General features: G+C 70.8%; 15 protein-coding genes and 1 riboswitch. Of the genes, 6 read left to right on the forward strand and 9 right to left on the reverse strand.

Features of this window, described 5'->3' with window-relative positions:
* The first annotated feature begins 6 nt into the window (after positions 1–6).
* Together OG379_RS21675 and otsB are read left to right on the forward strand one after the other, a co-directional pair.
* Positions 7–267 (forward strand): DUF3263 domain-containing protein, encoded by a 261-nt coding sequence (locus OG379_RS21675; protein WP_393757405.1) that lies wholly within the window; start codon positions 7–9, stop codon positions 265–267.
* A gap of 132 nt (positions 268–399) precedes the next feature.
* Positions 400–1,248 (forward strand): trehalose-phosphatase, encoded by an 849-nt coding sequence (gene otsB, locus OG379_RS21680; RefSeq protein ID WP_405664784.1) that lies wholly within the window; start codon positions 400–402, stop codon positions 1,246–1,248.
* On the opposite strand, the gene OG379_RS21685 is transcribed toward otsB, so the two are convergent.
* The gene (locus tag OG379_RS21685; protein ID WP_405664785.1) at positions 1,235–2,626 is read right to left on the reverse strand and encodes a trehalose-6-phosphate synthase; all 1,392 of its coding nucleotides are present in this window, start codon (positions 2,624–2,626) and stop codon (positions 1,235–1,237) included. The genes otsB and OG379_RS21685 overlap by 14 nt on opposite strands.
* A gap of 70 nt (positions 2,627–2,696) precedes the next feature.
* On the reverse strand, positions 2,697–3,647 hold the full coding sequence (locus OG379_RS21690; RefSeq protein WP_405664786.1) for a glucosyl-3-phosphoglycerate synthase: 951 nt from the start codon (positions 3,645–3,647) through the stop codon (positions 2,697–2,699).
* A gap of 153 nt (positions 3,648–3,800) precedes the next feature.
* A riboswitch (SAM riboswitch) is annotated at positions 3,801–3,928 on the forward strand.
* Positions 3,929–3,946: 18 nt separating this feature from the next.
* Here OG379_RS21690 and thrC point away from each other — a divergent pair.
* From thrC to groL, 4 genes are all read left to right on the forward strand, one after another.
* Positions 3,947–5,245, forward strand: coding sequence for a threonine synthase (gene thrC / locus OG379_RS21695; RefSeq protein WP_356707948.1), 1,299 nt, complete (start codon positions 3,947–3,949; stop codon positions 5,243–5,245).
* Positions 5,246–5,272: 27 nt separating this feature from the next.
* The gene (locus OG379_RS21700) at positions 5,273–5,548 is read left to right on the forward strand and encodes a MoaD/ThiS family protein (RefSeq protein WP_099174090.1); all 276 of its coding nucleotides are present in this window, start codon (positions 5,273–5,275) and stop codon (positions 5,546–5,548) included.
* Between the two features lie 449 nt (positions 5,549–5,997).
* Complete coding sequence (locus OG379_RS21705) at positions 5,998–6,204, forward strand: cold-shock protein (RefSeq protein WP_003967346.1); 207 nt, start codon at positions 5,998–6,000, stop codon at positions 6,202–6,204.
* 367 nt (positions 6,205–6,571) lie between these two features.
* Positions 6,572–8,194 carry a chaperonin GroEL gene (gene groL / locus OG379_RS21710; protein WP_351272810.1) on the forward strand — a complete coding sequence of 541 codons (1,623 nt, stop codon included), beginning with the start codon at positions 6,572–6,574 and terminating at the stop codon, positions 8,192–8,194.
* Between the two features lie 120 nt (positions 8,195–8,314).
* Here groL and OG379_RS21715 read toward each other — a convergent pair whose 3' ends face one another.
* Genes OG379_RS21715 through OG379_RS21745 form a run of 7 tightly spaced genes read right to left on the reverse strand, consistent with a single transcriptional unit; the run spans position 8,315 to position 15,765 of the window.
* Entirely contained in the window at positions 8,315–9,643 is a 1,329-nt protein-coding gene (locus OG379_RS21715; RefSeq protein WP_405664787.1) for an NADase-type glycan-binding domain-containing protein, read from the reverse strand.
* On the reverse strand, positions 9,640–10,197 hold the full coding sequence (locus OG379_RS21720) for a phage tail protein (RefSeq protein WP_405664788.1): 558 nt from the start codon (positions 10,195–10,197) through the stop codon (positions 9,640–9,642). Before OG379_RS21720 ends, OG379_RS21715 begins: the two co-directional genes overlap by 4 nt.
* A gap of 28 nt (positions 10,198–10,225) precedes the next feature.
* Positions 10,226–12,184: a putative baseplate assembly protein gene (locus OG379_RS21725; RefSeq protein ID WP_405664789.1), complete on the reverse strand. Its 1,959-nt coding sequence runs from the start codon at positions 12,182–12,184 to the stop codon at positions 10,226–10,228.
* Positions 12,184–12,636: a GPW/gp25 family protein gene (locus OG379_RS21730; protein WP_393757418.1), complete on the reverse strand. Its 453-nt coding sequence runs from the start codon at positions 12,634–12,636 to the stop codon at positions 12,184–12,186. The genes OG379_RS21725 and OG379_RS21730 overlap by 1 nt, the downstream gene beginning before the upstream one ends.
* 58 nt (positions 12,637–12,694) lie before the next feature.
* A complete protein-coding gene (locus OG379_RS21735; protein ID WP_405664790.1) occupies positions 12,695–14,596 on the reverse strand; it encodes a VgrG-related protein in 1,902 nt (633 codons plus the stop codon).
* The gene (locus OG379_RS21740; RefSeq protein ID WP_393757422.1) at positions 14,596–15,315 is read right to left on the reverse strand and encodes a LysM peptidoglycan-binding domain-containing protein; all 720 of its coding nucleotides are present in this window, start codon (positions 15,313–15,315) and stop codon (positions 14,596–14,598) included. Before OG379_RS21740 ends, OG379_RS21735 begins: the two co-directional genes overlap by 1 nt.
* Positions 15,316–15,342: 27 nt before the next feature.
* Positions 15,343–15,765 (reverse strand): phage tail protein, encoded by a 423-nt coding sequence (locus OG379_RS21745; RefSeq protein ID WP_104787882.1) that lies wholly within the window; start codon positions 15,763–15,765, stop codon positions 15,343–15,345.
* Positions 15,766–15,832: the final 67 nt, after the last annotated feature.

Genomic DNA, 15,832 nt, shown 5'->3' on the forward strand with positions numbered 1-15,832 from the left:
GTTCATATGACCGGCCCTCCCGCTGATGAAGCGGACTCCGCTGCCCCGCTCTCCGACCAGGAGCGCGCGGTGCTGGCCCTGGAGCGGCGCTCCTGGCCGGGCCCCGGTGCGAAGGAGCGGGCGATCCGTGAAGACCTGGGCATCTCGCCGGTCCGCTACTACCAGCTGCTCAACGCGCTCCTTGACGACCGGCGGGCGCTGGAGGCGGACCCGGTGACGGTGAACCGGCTGCGGCGGGTCCGGGACGCGAGGCGTGGGCGGCGCTGAGTCCCGGGCCTGCCGGGGCTCCGCCCCGGACCCCGTGCCTCGAACGCCGACCGGGCTGATCCTGCCCCCCGCTGAGCCTCAGGGATGGCGGGCTGGGCTGGACTTGGCCCTGCTCACGGATACGCTCGGGCCATGGGCAATTCGGCACACCCCCTCCCGACCCCGTCCACCCAGGCCGGCCGCGAAGGCCTCGCCGCGCTCCTGGCGCGTCCCTCCCGTGCGGTCGTCGCGCTGGACTTCGACGGCACGCTCGCCGACATCGTCCCCGATCCGGAGCAGTCCCGGGCGCACCCCGGTGTCGTCCCGGCCCTCTCCGCGCTCGCCCCCCAGGTCGCCGCCGTCGCCGTGATCACCGGCCGCCCGGCCTACACCGCCGTCCGCTACGGCGGCTTCGCCGGCGTGCGCGGCCTGGACCACCTCGTCGTCCTCGGGCACTACGGGGCCGAACGCTGGGACGCCGCCACCGGGTCCGCCCACGCCCCGGCCCAGGACCCCGGAGTCGAAGCCGTCCGGGGCGAGCTCCCGGCCGTGCTGGCGGAGGCGGGCGCCGACAGCGGCACCTGGATCGAGGAGAAGGGCCGCGCGGTCGCCGTGCACACCCGCCGCGCCGCCGATCCGCAGGCCACCTTCGAGGCGCTGCGCGCCCCCCTGGCCGACCTCGCGGCCCGCCACGGCCTGATCGTCGAACCGGGCCGGCTGGTCCTGGAGCTGCGCCCGTCAGGCATGGACAAGGGCGTGGCGCTGGAGGAGTACGTGAAGGAGGTCGGCGCCGAGACGGTGCTGTACGCCGGCGACGACCTCGGCGACCTCGCCGCCTACGCGGCCGTGGAGAAGCTCCGCACCCGCGGCACGGCGGGCCTCCTGGTGTGCAGCGGCACCGAGGTCCCCGAACTAGCCGAGCGTGCCGACCTGGTGCTGCCGGGCCCCGCGGCGGTGGCGGAGTTCCTCCACTCCCTCGCCCAGCACCTCATCCGGGGCTAGGGGCCTCTTTCAGCGCGTCCAGCTGATCCAGGAACCACTGCTGCGGGGGCAGCGCGGTCGCGGCGGCGGCCAGGCGCTTCGAGCGGGCGCCGCGCTCGTCGGAGTCCATCGTGAGCCCTTCGTGCAGCGCCGCCGCCGTGGCCGACACGTCGTACGGGTTGACCACGATCGCGTCCTCGCCCAGCTCCTCGTACGCCCCCGCCTCGCGGGAGAGCACCAGCGCGCAGCCGTGGTCCGAGACGACCGGGACCTCCTTGGCGACGAGGTTCATGCCGTCGCGGATCGGGTTGACGAGGGCCACGTCCGCCATCCGGTACGCCGCCAGGGAGCGGGCGAAGTCGTCGTCGACGTGGAGCAGGACCGGGGTCCAGCCCTCGGTGCCGTACTCCGCGTTGATCGCGTCGGCGACCCGCTGCACCTCCGCCGTGTAGTCGCGGTAGACCGTGAGGTCCTGCCGGGAGGGGTAGGCGAAGGCGATGTGCACCACGCGCTCGCGCCATTCGGGGCGCTCCTCCAGCAGCGCACGGTAGGCGTGCAGACCGCGCACGATGTTCTTGGAGAGCTCCGTGCGGTCCACCCGCACGATCGTGCGGCGGTCCGCGCCGACCTGTTCCCGCAGGAGCTCCATGCGGTCGTCCACGTCCGCCTCGTGGGAGCGGCGGCGCAGGAAGTCCCCGTCGGCGCCCAGCCCGTGCACCCCGATCCGGGTGCGGCCGGTGCCGCCGAGGATCTCCGTGCAGCAGCTGATGAAGGCGTCCGCCCAGCGTCGGGTGAGGAACGCGGCGCGGTCGGCGCCCAGGATGCCGTTGAGCAGCTGCTCGCCGATGTCGTCGGGCAGCAGCCGGAAGTAGTCGACGGGCGCCCAGGGGGTGTGCGAGAAGTGCCCGATCCGCAGGTCGGGCCGGAGCTCGCGCAGGAGGCCGGGGACCAGCGAGAGGTGGTAGTCCTGCACCAGGACCGCCGCCCCCTGGCCCGCCTCCTCGGCGAGCGCCTCGGCGAAGGCCTGGTTGTACGCCTCGAAGGAGGCCCACTGCCGGCGGAACTCCGCGTCGAAGACGGGCTCCACCGGCGTCTCGTAGATCATGTGGTGGACGAACCAGAGCACGGAGTTCGCGATGCCGTTGTAGGCGTCGGCGTGGACCCCTGCGTCGATGTCGAGCATCCGGACGCCGGGCTCGGAGACACCGCGCCGGACCGCCTCGCGGTCGCCGTCGCCGAGGGCGGCGCAGACCCACAGCTTGTCGTCGACGGCGCTCAGGCCGGAGACGAGCCCGCCCCCGCCCCGCTTCGAGTCGAGCGTGCCGTCCTCCCGACGTGTGTACGACACCGGGCCGCGGTTGGACGCGACGAGTACCTGGGCAGCGTGCTCGGAGACCATGTACCCGAACCTAGCCCGTTCGGGAAGCCTCCAAACGTGAAGCGTGTGCGGAGCCGGGCGGGAAGAACCGTTACGCCGCGTTTCGCGAGGCGTACTCCGCGATCTCGCGCATCGGGGGGCGTTCCTCGGTGTCCACCGCATGGGTGTGCGGGACGAATCCGTCGGGCCCCCGGTCGAACTGGGTGATCTCGGGGCGTACGAGGGTCCCCCGGGAGAGCCGCAGCTGCGCCGTCCGGTAGATCGTGGCCGCCATCCGGCCGAGGGCCTGGCCGTCCTGGTGGCGGTGTTTGCGTACGCCGACGTCGACCTGGGCCAGCGCGTCCAGACCGACCGTGTGCAGCGCGTCGACGAGCAGGCCCAGCTCCACTCCGTAACCGACGGGGAAGGGGAGCTGCTCCAGCAGGGAACGCCGCACCGCGTACTCGCCGCCCAGCGGCTGGACGAAGCCGGCCAGGCTCGGCCAGTGCAGATTGAGCAGCGGGCGGGCCACCAGTTCGGTCACCCGGCCGCCCTGACCTGCGGCGTCGCCCAGCGGCCGGTCGTACATGGCCTTCACGAAGTGCACCGAGGGGTCGGTCAGCAGCGGGCCGACGATCCCGGAGACGAATTCGGCCGAGAAGTCCTTGAGGTCCGCGTCGACGAAGCAGACGATCTCCCCGCTGGTCACCAGCAGTGATCGCCACAGGACCTCGCCCTTGCCGGGGACGGCGGGGATCCGGGGGAGTATCGCGTCCCGGTGCACGACCCGGGCACCGGCCAGCCGCGCCGCGTCGGCGGTGGCGTCGGTGGATCCGGAGTCGATCACCACCAGTTCGTCGACGAGCTGGACCTTCTCCATCAGCTCGCGCCGGATCTCCGCGACGATCGCTCCGACCGTCGCCTCCTCGTTCAGCGCGGGCAGGACGACGCTCACGCGCGAGCGGCGCGGATCCTTCGCCCGCGCGGCCGTGAGCCGGTCCAGCGGGCGGTCGGCAGCAGACCAGGAACGCCTGGTCAGCCAGCGTTCCACCTCTTCCAGCACGGTCGATACTCCCTGTATGTGATCCATCTCGCGGTTCGGACGACTATCTCAACCGTCCGGTGCTTCGGTTACAGTCTTGAACAACGCGGATGGCCCTCGCATGTCGGGGTCGGTCCGCGAATAAACGCCCGGATCCATGGTCCGGTGCCATAGCGCTCATCCAGAGGGACTGAGGGAACGGCCCGTTGAAGTCCCGGCAACCCTCCTGCCGACCGCGAGGTCACGGTGGGGAAGGTGCCAATTCCGTCTTGTGGCGAAATACGTCGCAAGGAAGATGAGGAGAAAGGGCCTCCGCCATCATGGCCGTGCAGACAGTTGCAGCCGACACCAATACCTCCGCAGTGGACCTCGGTCCCGCCGCGGCACTTTCCTGCCGCGAATGCGGCGAGCGTTTCGAGCTCGGTCCCATTTTCGCCTGTGCGTCCTGTTTCGGGCCGCTCGAAGTGGCGTACGACCTGCCGAGCGGCTCCCCCGAAGAGCTGAAGAAGCGCATCGCCGAGGGCCCGAACAACATCTGGCGCTACGCGCCGCTGCTGCCGGTCCCCGCCGACGTCGCGGACAAGCCCAACATCAACCCCGGTTTCACCAAGCTGGTCAAGGCCGACAACCTGGCCCGCGAGCTGGGCGTGACCGGTGGTCTGTACGTCAAGGACGACTCCGGCAACCCGACGCACTCCTTCAAGGACCGTGTCGTCGCCATCGCCGTCGAGGCCGCCCGTGCCTTCGGGTTCACCACCCTCTCCTGCTCCTCCACCGGCAACCTCGCCGGTGCGGTGGGCGCCGCCGCCGCCCGCGCCGGCTTCCGCTCCTGCGTGTTCATCCCGCACGACCTGGAGCAGGGCAAGGTCGTCATGGCCGCGGTGTACGGCGGCGAGCTGGTCGGCATCGAGGGCAATTACGACGACGTCAACCGCTTCTGCTCGGAGCTCATCGGTGACCCGCTCGGCGAGGGCTGGGGCTTCGTCAACGTCAACCTCCGGCCGTACTACGGCGAGGGCTCCAAGACCCTGGCGTACGAGATCTGTGAGCAGCTCGGCTGGCAGCTGCCCGACCAGCTCGTCATCCCGATCGCGTCCGGCTCGCAGCTCACGAAGATCGACAAGGGCCTCCAGGAGCTGATCAAGCTCGGCCTCGTCGAGGACAAGCCGTACAAGATCTTCGGCGCCCAGGCCGAGGGCTGTTCCCCGGTCTCCACCGCCTTCAAGGCCGGCCACGACGTGGTGCGTCCGCAGAAGCCGAACACCATCGCCAAGTCCCTGGCGATCGGCAACCCGGCCGACGGCCCCTACGTCCTGGACATCGCCCGGCGCACCGGCGGCGCCGTGGAGGACGTGAACGACGAGCAGGTCGTCGACGCGATCAAGCTGCTGGCCCGCACCGAGGGCATCTTCGCGGAGACCGCGGGCGGGGTGACGGTCGGTGTGACGAAGAAGCTGATCGACGCCGGCCTGCTCGACCCGTCCCTCACCACCGTCGTGCTGAACACCGGCGACGGACTGAAGACGCTCGACGCGGTCGCCCCCACGACCGGCCTGTCGGCGACGATCCGGCCCAGCCTGGACGCGTTCCGCGACGCGGGCCTCGCCGCCGCCAACTGACACCCGAGACCGAAGGAAGGCACCCACATGAGCGTCAAGGTCCGTATCCCCACCATTCTCCGCACCTACACGGGCGGTCAGGCCGAGGTCCCGGCCGAGGGTGCGACCCTCTCCGAGGTCATCGCGTCCCTGGAGCAGAACCACCCGGGCATCGGCGCCCGTGTCCTGGACGACCAGGGCAAGCTGCGCCGCTTCGTCAACGTGTACGTCAACGACGACGACGTGCGCTTCGAGGGCGGCCTGGACGCGGTCACCCCGGACGGCGCGGGCGTCTCGATCATCCCGGCCGTCGCCGGAGGCTGATCTCCCCGCACGGTCACGGCCCCGACCGGCGGCCCGACCGCACAGCGTGAACGATATGGCCCCCTCCGCGAGAGAAGCGGAGGGGGCCATTCTGCATGGTTGAGCACGGTACAGTTGGGGAAGTCCCCGCCGCTGCGCATGCCGCCCGCATATGAGAATGCGCCCGGCCGCGACAAGAAGCAGCCAAAGTAAGTGAACTCCTTGTGGCATAAGTGGCCTTTGTCAGGCCCGACTTGCCCTGGAATCCTATGAATCCCCCCATTGCGTGCGGTCACCTGTGCCCAGAATTCTCGTCCGATTGACCTGTTGCAGAGGGCAGTTGGGCAGATACATTCGGCCGCGGTCGACGCGTTCCGGCGCACGCCACCCTCTCCTGTCGGAGGGTGAGTTCTGACCCGGGCCCGCGAAGTGCGGTGCTCGTGCAAGGGCCAGTAATAGGGGAGTTAGGCATGGCTCAGGGCACCGTCAAGTGGTTCAACGCGGAGAAGGGGTACGGCTTCATCGCGGTCGACGGTGGTGCGGATGTTTTCGTCCACTACAGCGCGATCCAGATGGACGGGTACCGCACCCTCGAAGAGGGTCAGCGAGTTGAATTCGAGATCTCGCAGGGCCAGAAGGGGCCGCAGGCGGACATGGTCAAGCTCGCCGTCGGCTGAGCTCGGCGCGGTCGGCCAACGACACTACTCACGCACGTGAGGCCCGTACCCCGGCCAGGGGTACGGGCCTCACGTGCGTCCTCGTCCACCCCGAAGGTTGTCCACATCCGAGGGGTGACGCCTGCGCCCACCCGTCGCCCGACCACCGCCCCTCCAGCGAGCCTTCTCCGAAGGCGCTTGCACTCGAAGGGGTCGAGTGCTAATCATTGGCGTTAGCACTCTCCAGGTGAGAGTGACAGAAAACTTGGACCGGGCCGGTGAGGCCCGCAGGCCCGGTGGGGCAAGGAACCACTGAGCACGCTGGCCGTCCGTCGCGGGCGCCACTCGGTCCGGAGAAATCCACCCCTGTCCGGGAGGACCACTTCACATGGCCAAGATCATCGCGTTCGACGAGGAGGCACGGCGCGGTCTCGAGCGCGGGATGAACCAGCTCGCCGACGCCGTCAAGGTCACCCTCGGCCCCAAGGGCCGTAACGTCGTCCTCGAGAAGAAGTGGGGCGCGCCCACGATCACCAACGATGGTGTTTCCATCGCCAAGGAGATCGAGCTCGAGGACCCGTACGAGAAGATCGGTGCGGAGCTGGTCAAGGAGGTCGCCAAGAAGACGGACGACGTCGCCGGCGACGGTACGACCACCGCCACCGTTCTCGCCCAGGCGCTCGTCCGCGAGGGCCTGCGCAACGTCGCCGCCGGTGCCAACCCGATGGCTCTGAAGCGTGGCATCGAGAAGGCCGTCGAGGCCGTCTCCGCCGCTCTGCTGGAGCAGGCGAAGGACGTGGAGACCAAGGAGCAGATCGCTTCGACGGCCTCCATCTCCGCCGCCGACACCGAGATCGGCGCCAAGATCGCCGAGGCGATGGACAAGGTCGGCAAGGAAGGCGTCATCACCGTCGAGGAGTCCCAGACCTTCGGTCTGGAGCTCGAGCTCACCGAGGGTATGCGCTTCGACAAGGGCTACATCTCGGCGTACTTCGCCACCGACATGGAGCGCATGGAGTCGTCCTTCGACGACCCGTACATCCTGATCGTCAACTCCAAGATCAGCAACGTGAAGGACCTCCTTCCGCTGCTCGAGAAGGTCATGCAGTCGGGCAAGCCCCTGCTGATCATCGCCGAGGACGTCGAGGGCGAGGCTCTGTCGACCCTGGTCGTCAACAAGATCCGTGGCACCTTCAAGTCCGTCGCCGTCAAGGCTCCGGGCTTCGGTGACCGCCGCAAGGCCATGCTCGGCGACATCGCCATCCTCACCGGTGGCACCGTCATCTCCGAGGAGGTCGGTCTCAAGCTCGAGAACGCCGGTCTCGACCTGCTCGGCACCGCCCGCAAGGTCGTCATCACCAAGGACGAGACGACCATCGTCGACGGTGGCGGCGAGAGCGACCAGGTCCAGGGTCGCGTCAAGCAGATCCGTGCCGAGATCGAGAACTCCGACTCGGACTACGACCGCGAGAAGCTCCAGGAGCGCCTCGCGAAGCTGGCCGGCGGCGTGGCCGTCATCAAGGCCGGCGCCGCCACCGAGGTGGAGCTCAAGGAGCGCAAGCACCGCATCGAGGACGCGGTGCGCAACGCCAAGGCCGCCGTCGAGGAGGGCATCGTCGCCGGTGGTGGCGTGGCTCTGCTCCAGGCCTCGGCCGTCTTCGAGAAGCTCGACCTGACCGGTGACGAGGCCACGGGCGCCAACGCCGTGAAGCTCGCGCTGGAGGCCCCGCTCAAGCAGATCGCCGTCAACGGTGGTCTCGAGGGTGGCGTCATCGTCGAGAAGGTGCGCAACCTGCCGATCGGTCACGGCCTCAACGCCGCGACCGGCGAGTACGTCGACATGATTGCCGAGGGCATCATCGACCCGGCGAAGGTCACGCGCTCCGCTCTGCAGAACGCCGCGTCCATCGCCGCGCTCTTCCTCACCACCGAGGCCGTCATCGCCGACAAGCCGGAGAAGGCCTCTGCGGCCGCTCCGGGCGGCATGCCGGGCGGTGACATGGACTTCTGATCCTCGGATCAGGAGCTCCAGGCAGTACCGCGGTATCCGTACGACGCCGGCCCCCGGGATTCGTTCCCGGGGGCCGGCGTCGTCGTCGGTGCCGCTGTGCGGTGTTCAGGTGCGGCCGGGTCAGGACCCGTCGGTGTTCGACCGGCCGAAGAACTCGATCTCGGCGATGGCCACCTGCTTGTCCGAGGACGCGGCGTGGGCCGACTCGACGGTGAAGCGCACCTTGACGGCCTCGCCGACGCGGAAGGCGCGCCGCTGGCCGCCCGAGCCCTGGTCCAGGGTCAGGTGGCGGGTCGCTTTCTTTCCGTCCTTCGTCGTGATCGTCGCCTTGATGCGCTGCGGCAGCGCGGACTTGTTGAGGTCGTCGGGGCGGATGGACACGCCCGGCGTGATGATCACGTCCAGCAGCCGGGTCGGCCGGTCGAAGCGGGCCTCGATCCACTCGCCCTCACCGGACTGGGTGACCCCCGGGCCCCACCACGTGTTGTTCACCTTGTCGAAGGCGAGCTGCGGCTTGTGGCCGGTCCAGGAGCGGGACGCCGCGAGCTCGTCGGGGGCGACCATCGCGCGCTTGGCGAAGTGGTCCCTGGTGGCCTGGATGCCGTCGGGGAGATACACCACGCCGAGAACGGCCAGGGTGACGACGACGGCGGCGGTGATCCATGTGCCGATGCGGTCGAAGGCACGGCGGACGCGAGGCCTGTCGCCGGCCCACGGGTTCTCGTGCCGGCGGGAGCCCGCGAGGCGGCGCCACCACGGGCGGGGGGCGGGCGCGCGTTCGTCGTTGTCGGCCAGCGGCATCGCGCAGCGGGCGCAGTAGTGGCGGTCGGGGCGGTTGGGGGTGGCGCACCAGGAGCAGGGCGGGCCGTTCCCGGTGTCCTGCTGGGGGCCGGGGACGCGTACCTGCGGCCGGTCGGTGTCGGGGCGGCCGGGAAGGACCGGAGCGGCGGCGGGGGCCGGCGAGGAGTGGGACGGCTCGGGCTCGGCGACGGGCACGAGGAGGGAGCGGGCGCGGTCGGCCGCGCTCTCGCCCGAGGTGGGCAGCGGGACGGTGGGGTCGGTCTCGCCCGGGTGCCGGCCGTCGGAGGCGCCGGGCGAGGCGGTGGCCCAGCCGTCGGTCGCCCCGCCCGCCGCGTTCGCCCGGCCGGGCTCGTGGACGTCGCGGTGGTGGCGGGGCAGGCGCGAGGCGTCGGGTGTCGCGGCCGAAGGGCCGGCCTCACCGGGCGCCGTCGCGGCGGCGCCGGTGTGGATGCCTACGCCGGCCGGGGGCGTCGCTTCCGGGGGGTTGCCGGGCGACGCGGATCCGGCGGGCGGGGTGGAACCGGCGGTCCGTGCCGCGTTACCGGTGCGGGGACCTGGGCTCCAGCTGAGCACGGCGCCGCAGGCGTCGCAGAACGACTGACCCGGTTCCGCGCGGGTGCCGCACTCGGCGCAGTTCTGCGTGGTCATCTCTCCGGGGTCCTTTCGGCGGCCGTCACGGTGACGGTGTAGGGCATGTGCGCGGGGCGGGCGGCCGCCACGAGGGCGTCCAGGCGGTGCGTGTCCGCGGGGGTGGGATCAGGGAGGGCGATGGTGACGTGGAGGTGCGGGCGGGGCTTGCCGGGGATGGGGCCGAGGGGGCGCGCGTTCCACGTGGCGCCGCCGCTCTCGGAGATCTCCGGCTCGGTGCCGAAGGCGAGTTGTACGGCTTCGGAGAGGCCGCGCCGGGTGCCCCGTACGCGGTGCAGCCGTGCGGCCGCGGCCACGGCGGCGCGCAGCCGGGGCTCCGGTTCGGTGCCGTCGGTCTCGGCGCCGACCCAGGTGCTGAGCCACTGGGCGAAGTCCACCGGGGTGAGGGCGGGGTCGAAGTAGGCGTCCACGCAGTCGAGTACGTTCAGGATCGGCGCCAGGACGTCGTCGAGCCCGCCGACGAAGCGCTGGGCGAGATCGTCCTCCGCGAAGACGGCGGGGAGCATCGTGCTGATGGGTGTGGACGAGCCGAGGCCGTCGACCGAGCCTCTCATCGGTGGCCTCCTGAGCAGATGATGGCCGTCACGCCCCGTCTCCGATCACGCGTACGCGGTGGTCGAAGGAGAAGACCAGGGACGGCGGTTCGAGGTCGATGCGGTTGGTCGGGTCGCCGCGCTTGCCGGTCAGCGGGTCGGCGGGGTGCAGGATGACCTCGTCGACCAGTTCGACACCGGGGACCCGCTGGAGGACGGCGAAGACCTCGCCCGCCTGGACCGGGCGGCCGAAGGGCCAGCCGCGGCCGTCGGCGCCCCCGGTGAGCGGGTCGAGGTGGTGGTAGAGGGCGTCGTGGACCTGGCGGCGTACGCGGTCGGTGTCCACCCCGCGGAAGGCGTGGACGGTGGCCACCACGGTGACCCCCTGGTAGTAGGGCGGGCCCACGGCGACCCGGGTGCCGATGAGGCGGCGTTCGTCGAGGTGGCGGGTGATGCGGCCGAGCAGCGCGTCGCCCGGGACGAGTTGTTCGAAGCGGAGCCGGCCGCCGGGGTCGGGGACGGCCTGGGGCACGACGAGGACCCGTATCGCGTAGGCGCCGTACTCGCTCTCCTCGCCCTCCAGGCAGGTGATGCGGGCCGTCTCGGGGGCGGCCCGGCGGGCGAGTTCCTCGTAGTCGCGCAGGGTCACGGCGCGTTCCTGGGCCCGGAGGGTGATGGGCGCCCGGAGCTTGGCCTCCTCGACCGTCTCGCCGTCGACGCCGCCGCGGGCGGCTTCGCGGTTGACGACCTCGGCGACGTACGGGATGGAGGTGCGCAGGACCTGGACGGTGCCACGGGCCACGTTGCCCTCCCGGCCGCCTCCGGTGCGGTAGCGGCGGGCGCGGATGACGGAGCCCTTGGGGGCGACGGCGCCGTACTGGCGGAGGGTGCCGTCGGGCTCGCGGACGGCGGGGCCGAAGGCGATCTCGCCGGTCGCGGCGTCCAGGGTGATGTGCCGGTCGTCGGGCCGGGACGCGGCGAAGTGCGGGACCACCTGCCAGTCCTCCCAGCCGTCGTGTTCGGCGGTCTGGAGCCAGAGGGGCGGGTCGTCACCGACCACGGGGGCGTGGTTGAGGCGCAGCCGCTGGCCCGGCAGCCCGATGGACTCGCCGAGCGCCTCGTCGTACACGGCCTCGGCGTGCACGACGCCGGTGGTGCCGCCGATGGTGTAGGCCTCGGCGGACCTGATGGTCGGCGACGTGGCGTAGAAGGGCTGGCCGGGCTGGGGTTCGGTGACGCGGCAGCGCAGCCAGCCCGCCTCCTGGCCGCCGTTGCGGGAGAGGACGTGGCCGCCGGGGATGTGCAGGACGACGTCGCCGGGCCGGTTGAGACCACCGGTGCCGTCGCGGTCGACCTCGCAGGGCCGCCAGCCGTCCTCGGTCCAGGCCTCCCACACGAGCGGGGGCTGCCGGGGGTCGACGCCGACACCGTCGACGCGGCTGTCGAGTTCGAGGGCGAGGGCGCAGTGCGGGACGGCGGCCGTGAGGCCGATCAGCATGCAGTCGCCGGGGGTGGGCGACTCGGCGAAGCAGAGCAGGTCCTTGCCCTCGGCGAGGTCGTCGGTCCGGTCGGCGACGGGCTCGCCCTGGTGCTGCACCACGAGGCGCCGGAGCGCGCTGGGCACGACGGTCAGTTCGCGTTCGGTGGCGAAGACGACGGCGCTCTCCCGCTCCGTGCGTACGGTCGCCACCTCGGTGCCGACGGGTACGGCTATCGCCTCCTCCTGCGGGGCGGACAGCCAGAACGTGACGTCGGTGCGGGCGGCGGCCGGGGGGAAGAGGGTGATGCCGACGAGGTCGAGGAAGGCCAGATGGTTCTTCTCCGGCACCCGGTTGAGGCGGTAGACGATCTGGTCGGCCATGTGCGCGACCGTCTCGACGAGGGTGACGCCCGGGTCGGAGACGTTGTGGTCGGTCCACTCCGGGGCGCGCTGCTGGATGTAGCGCTTGGCGTCGTCGACGAACTGCTGGAAGCGGCGGTCGTCGAGGTTGGGGGAGGGCAGAGACATCAGCCGTCGCTTTCGGGAGGGGCACCGGAGCCGCCGGAGGGGCCCGGCTCCCCGGGTTCGTCGTGGGAGGGGATGACGTAGAAAGGGAAGACCAGGCTGCGGGGGTTGTTGGTGCCGCGGATGGCGTAACGGACGTCGATGAACAGGACGTTCTGCTCCGCACCTGCGGTGACCTCGACCTCGTGGACCTCGATGCGGGGCTCCCAGCGGTCCAGGCTGGCGTGGACCTCGTGCTGGATGCGGCCGGCGGTCTGTTCGTTGACCGGTGCGAAGACGAGGTCGTGGATGGCGCAGCCGAACTCGGGGCGCATCGGCCGCTCGCCCGGGGCGGTGGCCAGGACGAGCCTGATGGCCTCCTCGACCTCCCGCTCCCCGCTGACGAGGGCGATGCCGCCCGTGGGGCCGATGCGCAGCGGGAAGGCCCAGCCGGAACCGACGAACTGTTCGGCCATCAGGGAGCCACCTGCCTTCTTCTCGATACGGACCCGGCATGCGGGTGCGGTCGTCCGGTCATCCGAACGGGTACTTGATGGTGTTGACGAAGAAGCCACCCATGAGGTCGAGCTTGATGGCCTTGATGTTCACGTTGGCCACGGACTGGACCGACACGATCCCCGTGGCGGAGAGCGATGCGGCGCCGGTCGCCGACAGGTTCAGGGCGCCCATCGCGTTCACGCTGACCACACCACCCGTGGACCGGAGGTTGACCAGGCCCTGCCCCTGAAGCGTGAGCGGACCGCCGCTCTTGATCGTCACCGCGCGGCGCCCGCTCAGCGAGAGGTTCGTGCCGGCCTCCACCGACACCGATCGGCTGCCCGTGATGCTGACCGCACCCTTGCTGTCGACGGTGATCTCCGTCTTGGTGCGGTCGAGGTTGATGGTGAGCCTGTCGTCGCCGCTGGCGATCCGGACGCCCTGCTTCCGTCCGCCGGTCCGCTGGCTGAGCAGGTCGACGCGGTTGCCCTGGCGGTCGGACACGGTGTGCCGGGTGGCCTTCTTCTTGAGGCCGTCGTGCAGGGGCACGTCGTTGGTGGTGGGCACGTCCCGGCCGTTGTAGAGCCCGCCGATCACGAACGGGTGGTCCAGCGCCCCCCGGTCGAAGGCGACCAGCACCTCGTCGCCGACGTCCATGGGGAAGACACCGCCACCGCCCACGCCGCCGAGCTGCACGCTGCGCGCCCAGTCGCTGACGTAGGTGTTGTCGAGCCACGGGAACTGGAGCTTGACCCTGCCCTGCTTGAGCGGGTCCTGCACGTCGGTGACGATGGCGTTGGCGACGCTGGGCAGCCGACCGCCGTCCGGGGTGCCGCCGCCCGACGCCAGGCCGTACAACGAGCGCCACTGGCGTCCGCTGACGGTGACCCAGGACTCGTAGTGCTTCCCGTCACCGAAGACATGGCGTACGGAGGTGACGGTGTACTTCCCCTCGAAGGGCTTGCCGACGTCGGCGAGGGCCACGGGCACGCCGGGCCGCAGGTCCGGGTTGCCGCGCACCACGGCCTCCAGCTCGGCGAAGGAGGAGGTGACATCGGCGGCGAGCGCCTGCGAGGCGTGTCTCACCTCGTCCTGCTTGTCGTAGGGGTTGTTGGTCTCGACGAGCTTGGCCGCCTTGAACTTGCCGGCGGCCTCGCCGGGGGTGAGCCCGATGGTGATCCCCGGGTCGGTCTTGGCGGGCGAGACCTCGGTGATCTTCTTCTTGGTGGTGACGTTCCAGCCGCGCGACTCGACCTCACCGACCTGGTCGGCGGCGGTGACGGCGGCCCGCAGCCGCAGGATGTCGTGACCGGCCTGGAGCACGAAGGGGCTCTTGTCGCCGTCCGTGCTGGGCGAGGGAGCGCCGGACGACGGGTTCGGCTTGACGAAGCGGAACTTCCCCTTGGGGTCCAGGGACATCACCATGCCGTTCTCGTCGGCGAGCCGGGCGAGGAAGTCCCAGTCGGTGACGTTGGACTGGCTGATGAACCCGTATGCGCCCTTCGTCGACTGGATGCGGCCGATGGGCACGCCGTCCATGCCGACGAGTTTGCGGGCGATGTCGGAGGCCGACTGGTTGCGGTACGCGGCGACCCGGCGCTGGCGCATCAGGCGGTGCCCGAAGTCGTAGCCGCGGATGACGGTGAAGCTGCCGGTGCCGTCGTAGTCGGCCTCCATGCCGGTGACCTCGCCGGTCAGCAGCGGCTTGCCGATGCCCTGGCCGTCCGCCACCGGCGTGAGGACCACCCTGGTGCCGAACTTCACGCTCAGCTCGCCGAGCACCAGGTGGTAAGGGTCGCGGAAGGTGAGCCGGAACGCCGCGGGGACACCGGCGCCCTGGTCGACCCAGCCCTCGACGAGCATCGGGGCGATGGCGGCGGGCAGCTTCGCACCGCCGATGGTGACCTGCATGATGCTGGAGAACGCGGTCTGCACCATCAGTGACGCACCTCCTCCGCGGCGGGCAGCACGAGTTCCGTGCCGGAGGGCAGACGGGACGGGTCGTCGATGCCGTTGGCCTCGGCGATCGCGCGCCACGCGGTGGCGTTGCCGTACTCGCGCCATGCCAGCGACTGGAGCGAGTCACCCGCGACGACCTGGTGCACGCGCTGGGCGGTGAGCGCCCCGGAGGTCGGGTTCTGGCCCTTGGTCTTGCCGGGGATCTCGTGCAGCTGCACCTGGCAGGTGGCGCGGATGGGGACGCCCGTCGTGCCGAACAGGGTGTACGACGCCTCGATGGAGCTGACGTACGCCGTGAAGCGGGCCGTGGAGAACGACCCCCACTGGAAGACCACCCATGGCGGCGAAGGCTGGTTGGCGGCGATGCTCTTGGCGGTCACCTCGCAGCAGCCCAGCAGCGACTCCACCTTCTTCAGCACGGTGTTGCCGGTCGGCTTGGTGGAGGAGTCCAGGAAGATCTCCAGGGTCATCTCCCGGGGCTCGGCTCCCATGAACTCCGGCTTCGAGCCGTCCCGTACGGCCGCGGTCGGGGTCGCCTTCCACTGGGCGCGCTGGCTGAGGGACAGCTGCGCCGGGTTGAACTCGAAGCTGAACGTCCGCATGAGCGCGCCGGGTGTGGTGCTCGTGCCCACCGGTGGCTCGTGGATGGCGAGGCCGGCTCGCACGAGGCTCTTGCCGGCGCCCTTGCTCTGGGCCATGGTCTTCCTCTCTGCTCTTCGGCGCCGTCAGTCCGTGAAGCCGTGGTGGGCGATCTCCAGGACCTCGTTGGCCACGGCCGGATTTCCGGGGTCGAGGCTGGGGCCCTGCCAGCTGACGGGCAGTACGTCGATCAGTCCCCAGCGGGCGACCAGCGACCCGTCCGCGCGCAGGGCGGAGATCTGGGCGGTCGGCCGCTTGATCCCCGTCTGGACCGAGGAGATCCACTTGGCGACCTTGGCCGTGTCCGGGGTGAGGGGACGGGTCAGCCGGATGTTGGAGAAGGAGACGCGGGTGGGCAGTTGCCACACGAACCCGTTGTTGCCGCCCTCCTGGCGCTGCTCGATCTCCACCTGGGACGACAGGCCTTCGCACCCGTTGAAGTAACCGAGGCTCTCGCCGTCGATGGTGAGGGTGAACCAGATGGTTGAGCCCGGGTCCTGGCGGGGCATCGCGGGTGGGCCTTTCGTCGGATACGTCTACGTCGGAGGTGGTCGTCGGGCGGCAGTGGCTGCCCGG

The sequence above is a fragment of the Streptomyces sp. NBC_01166 genome (genome assembly GCF_045039765.1).
Taxonomy (GTDB): domain Bacteria; phylum Actinomycetota; class Actinomycetes; order Streptomycetales; family Streptomycetaceae; genus Streptomyces.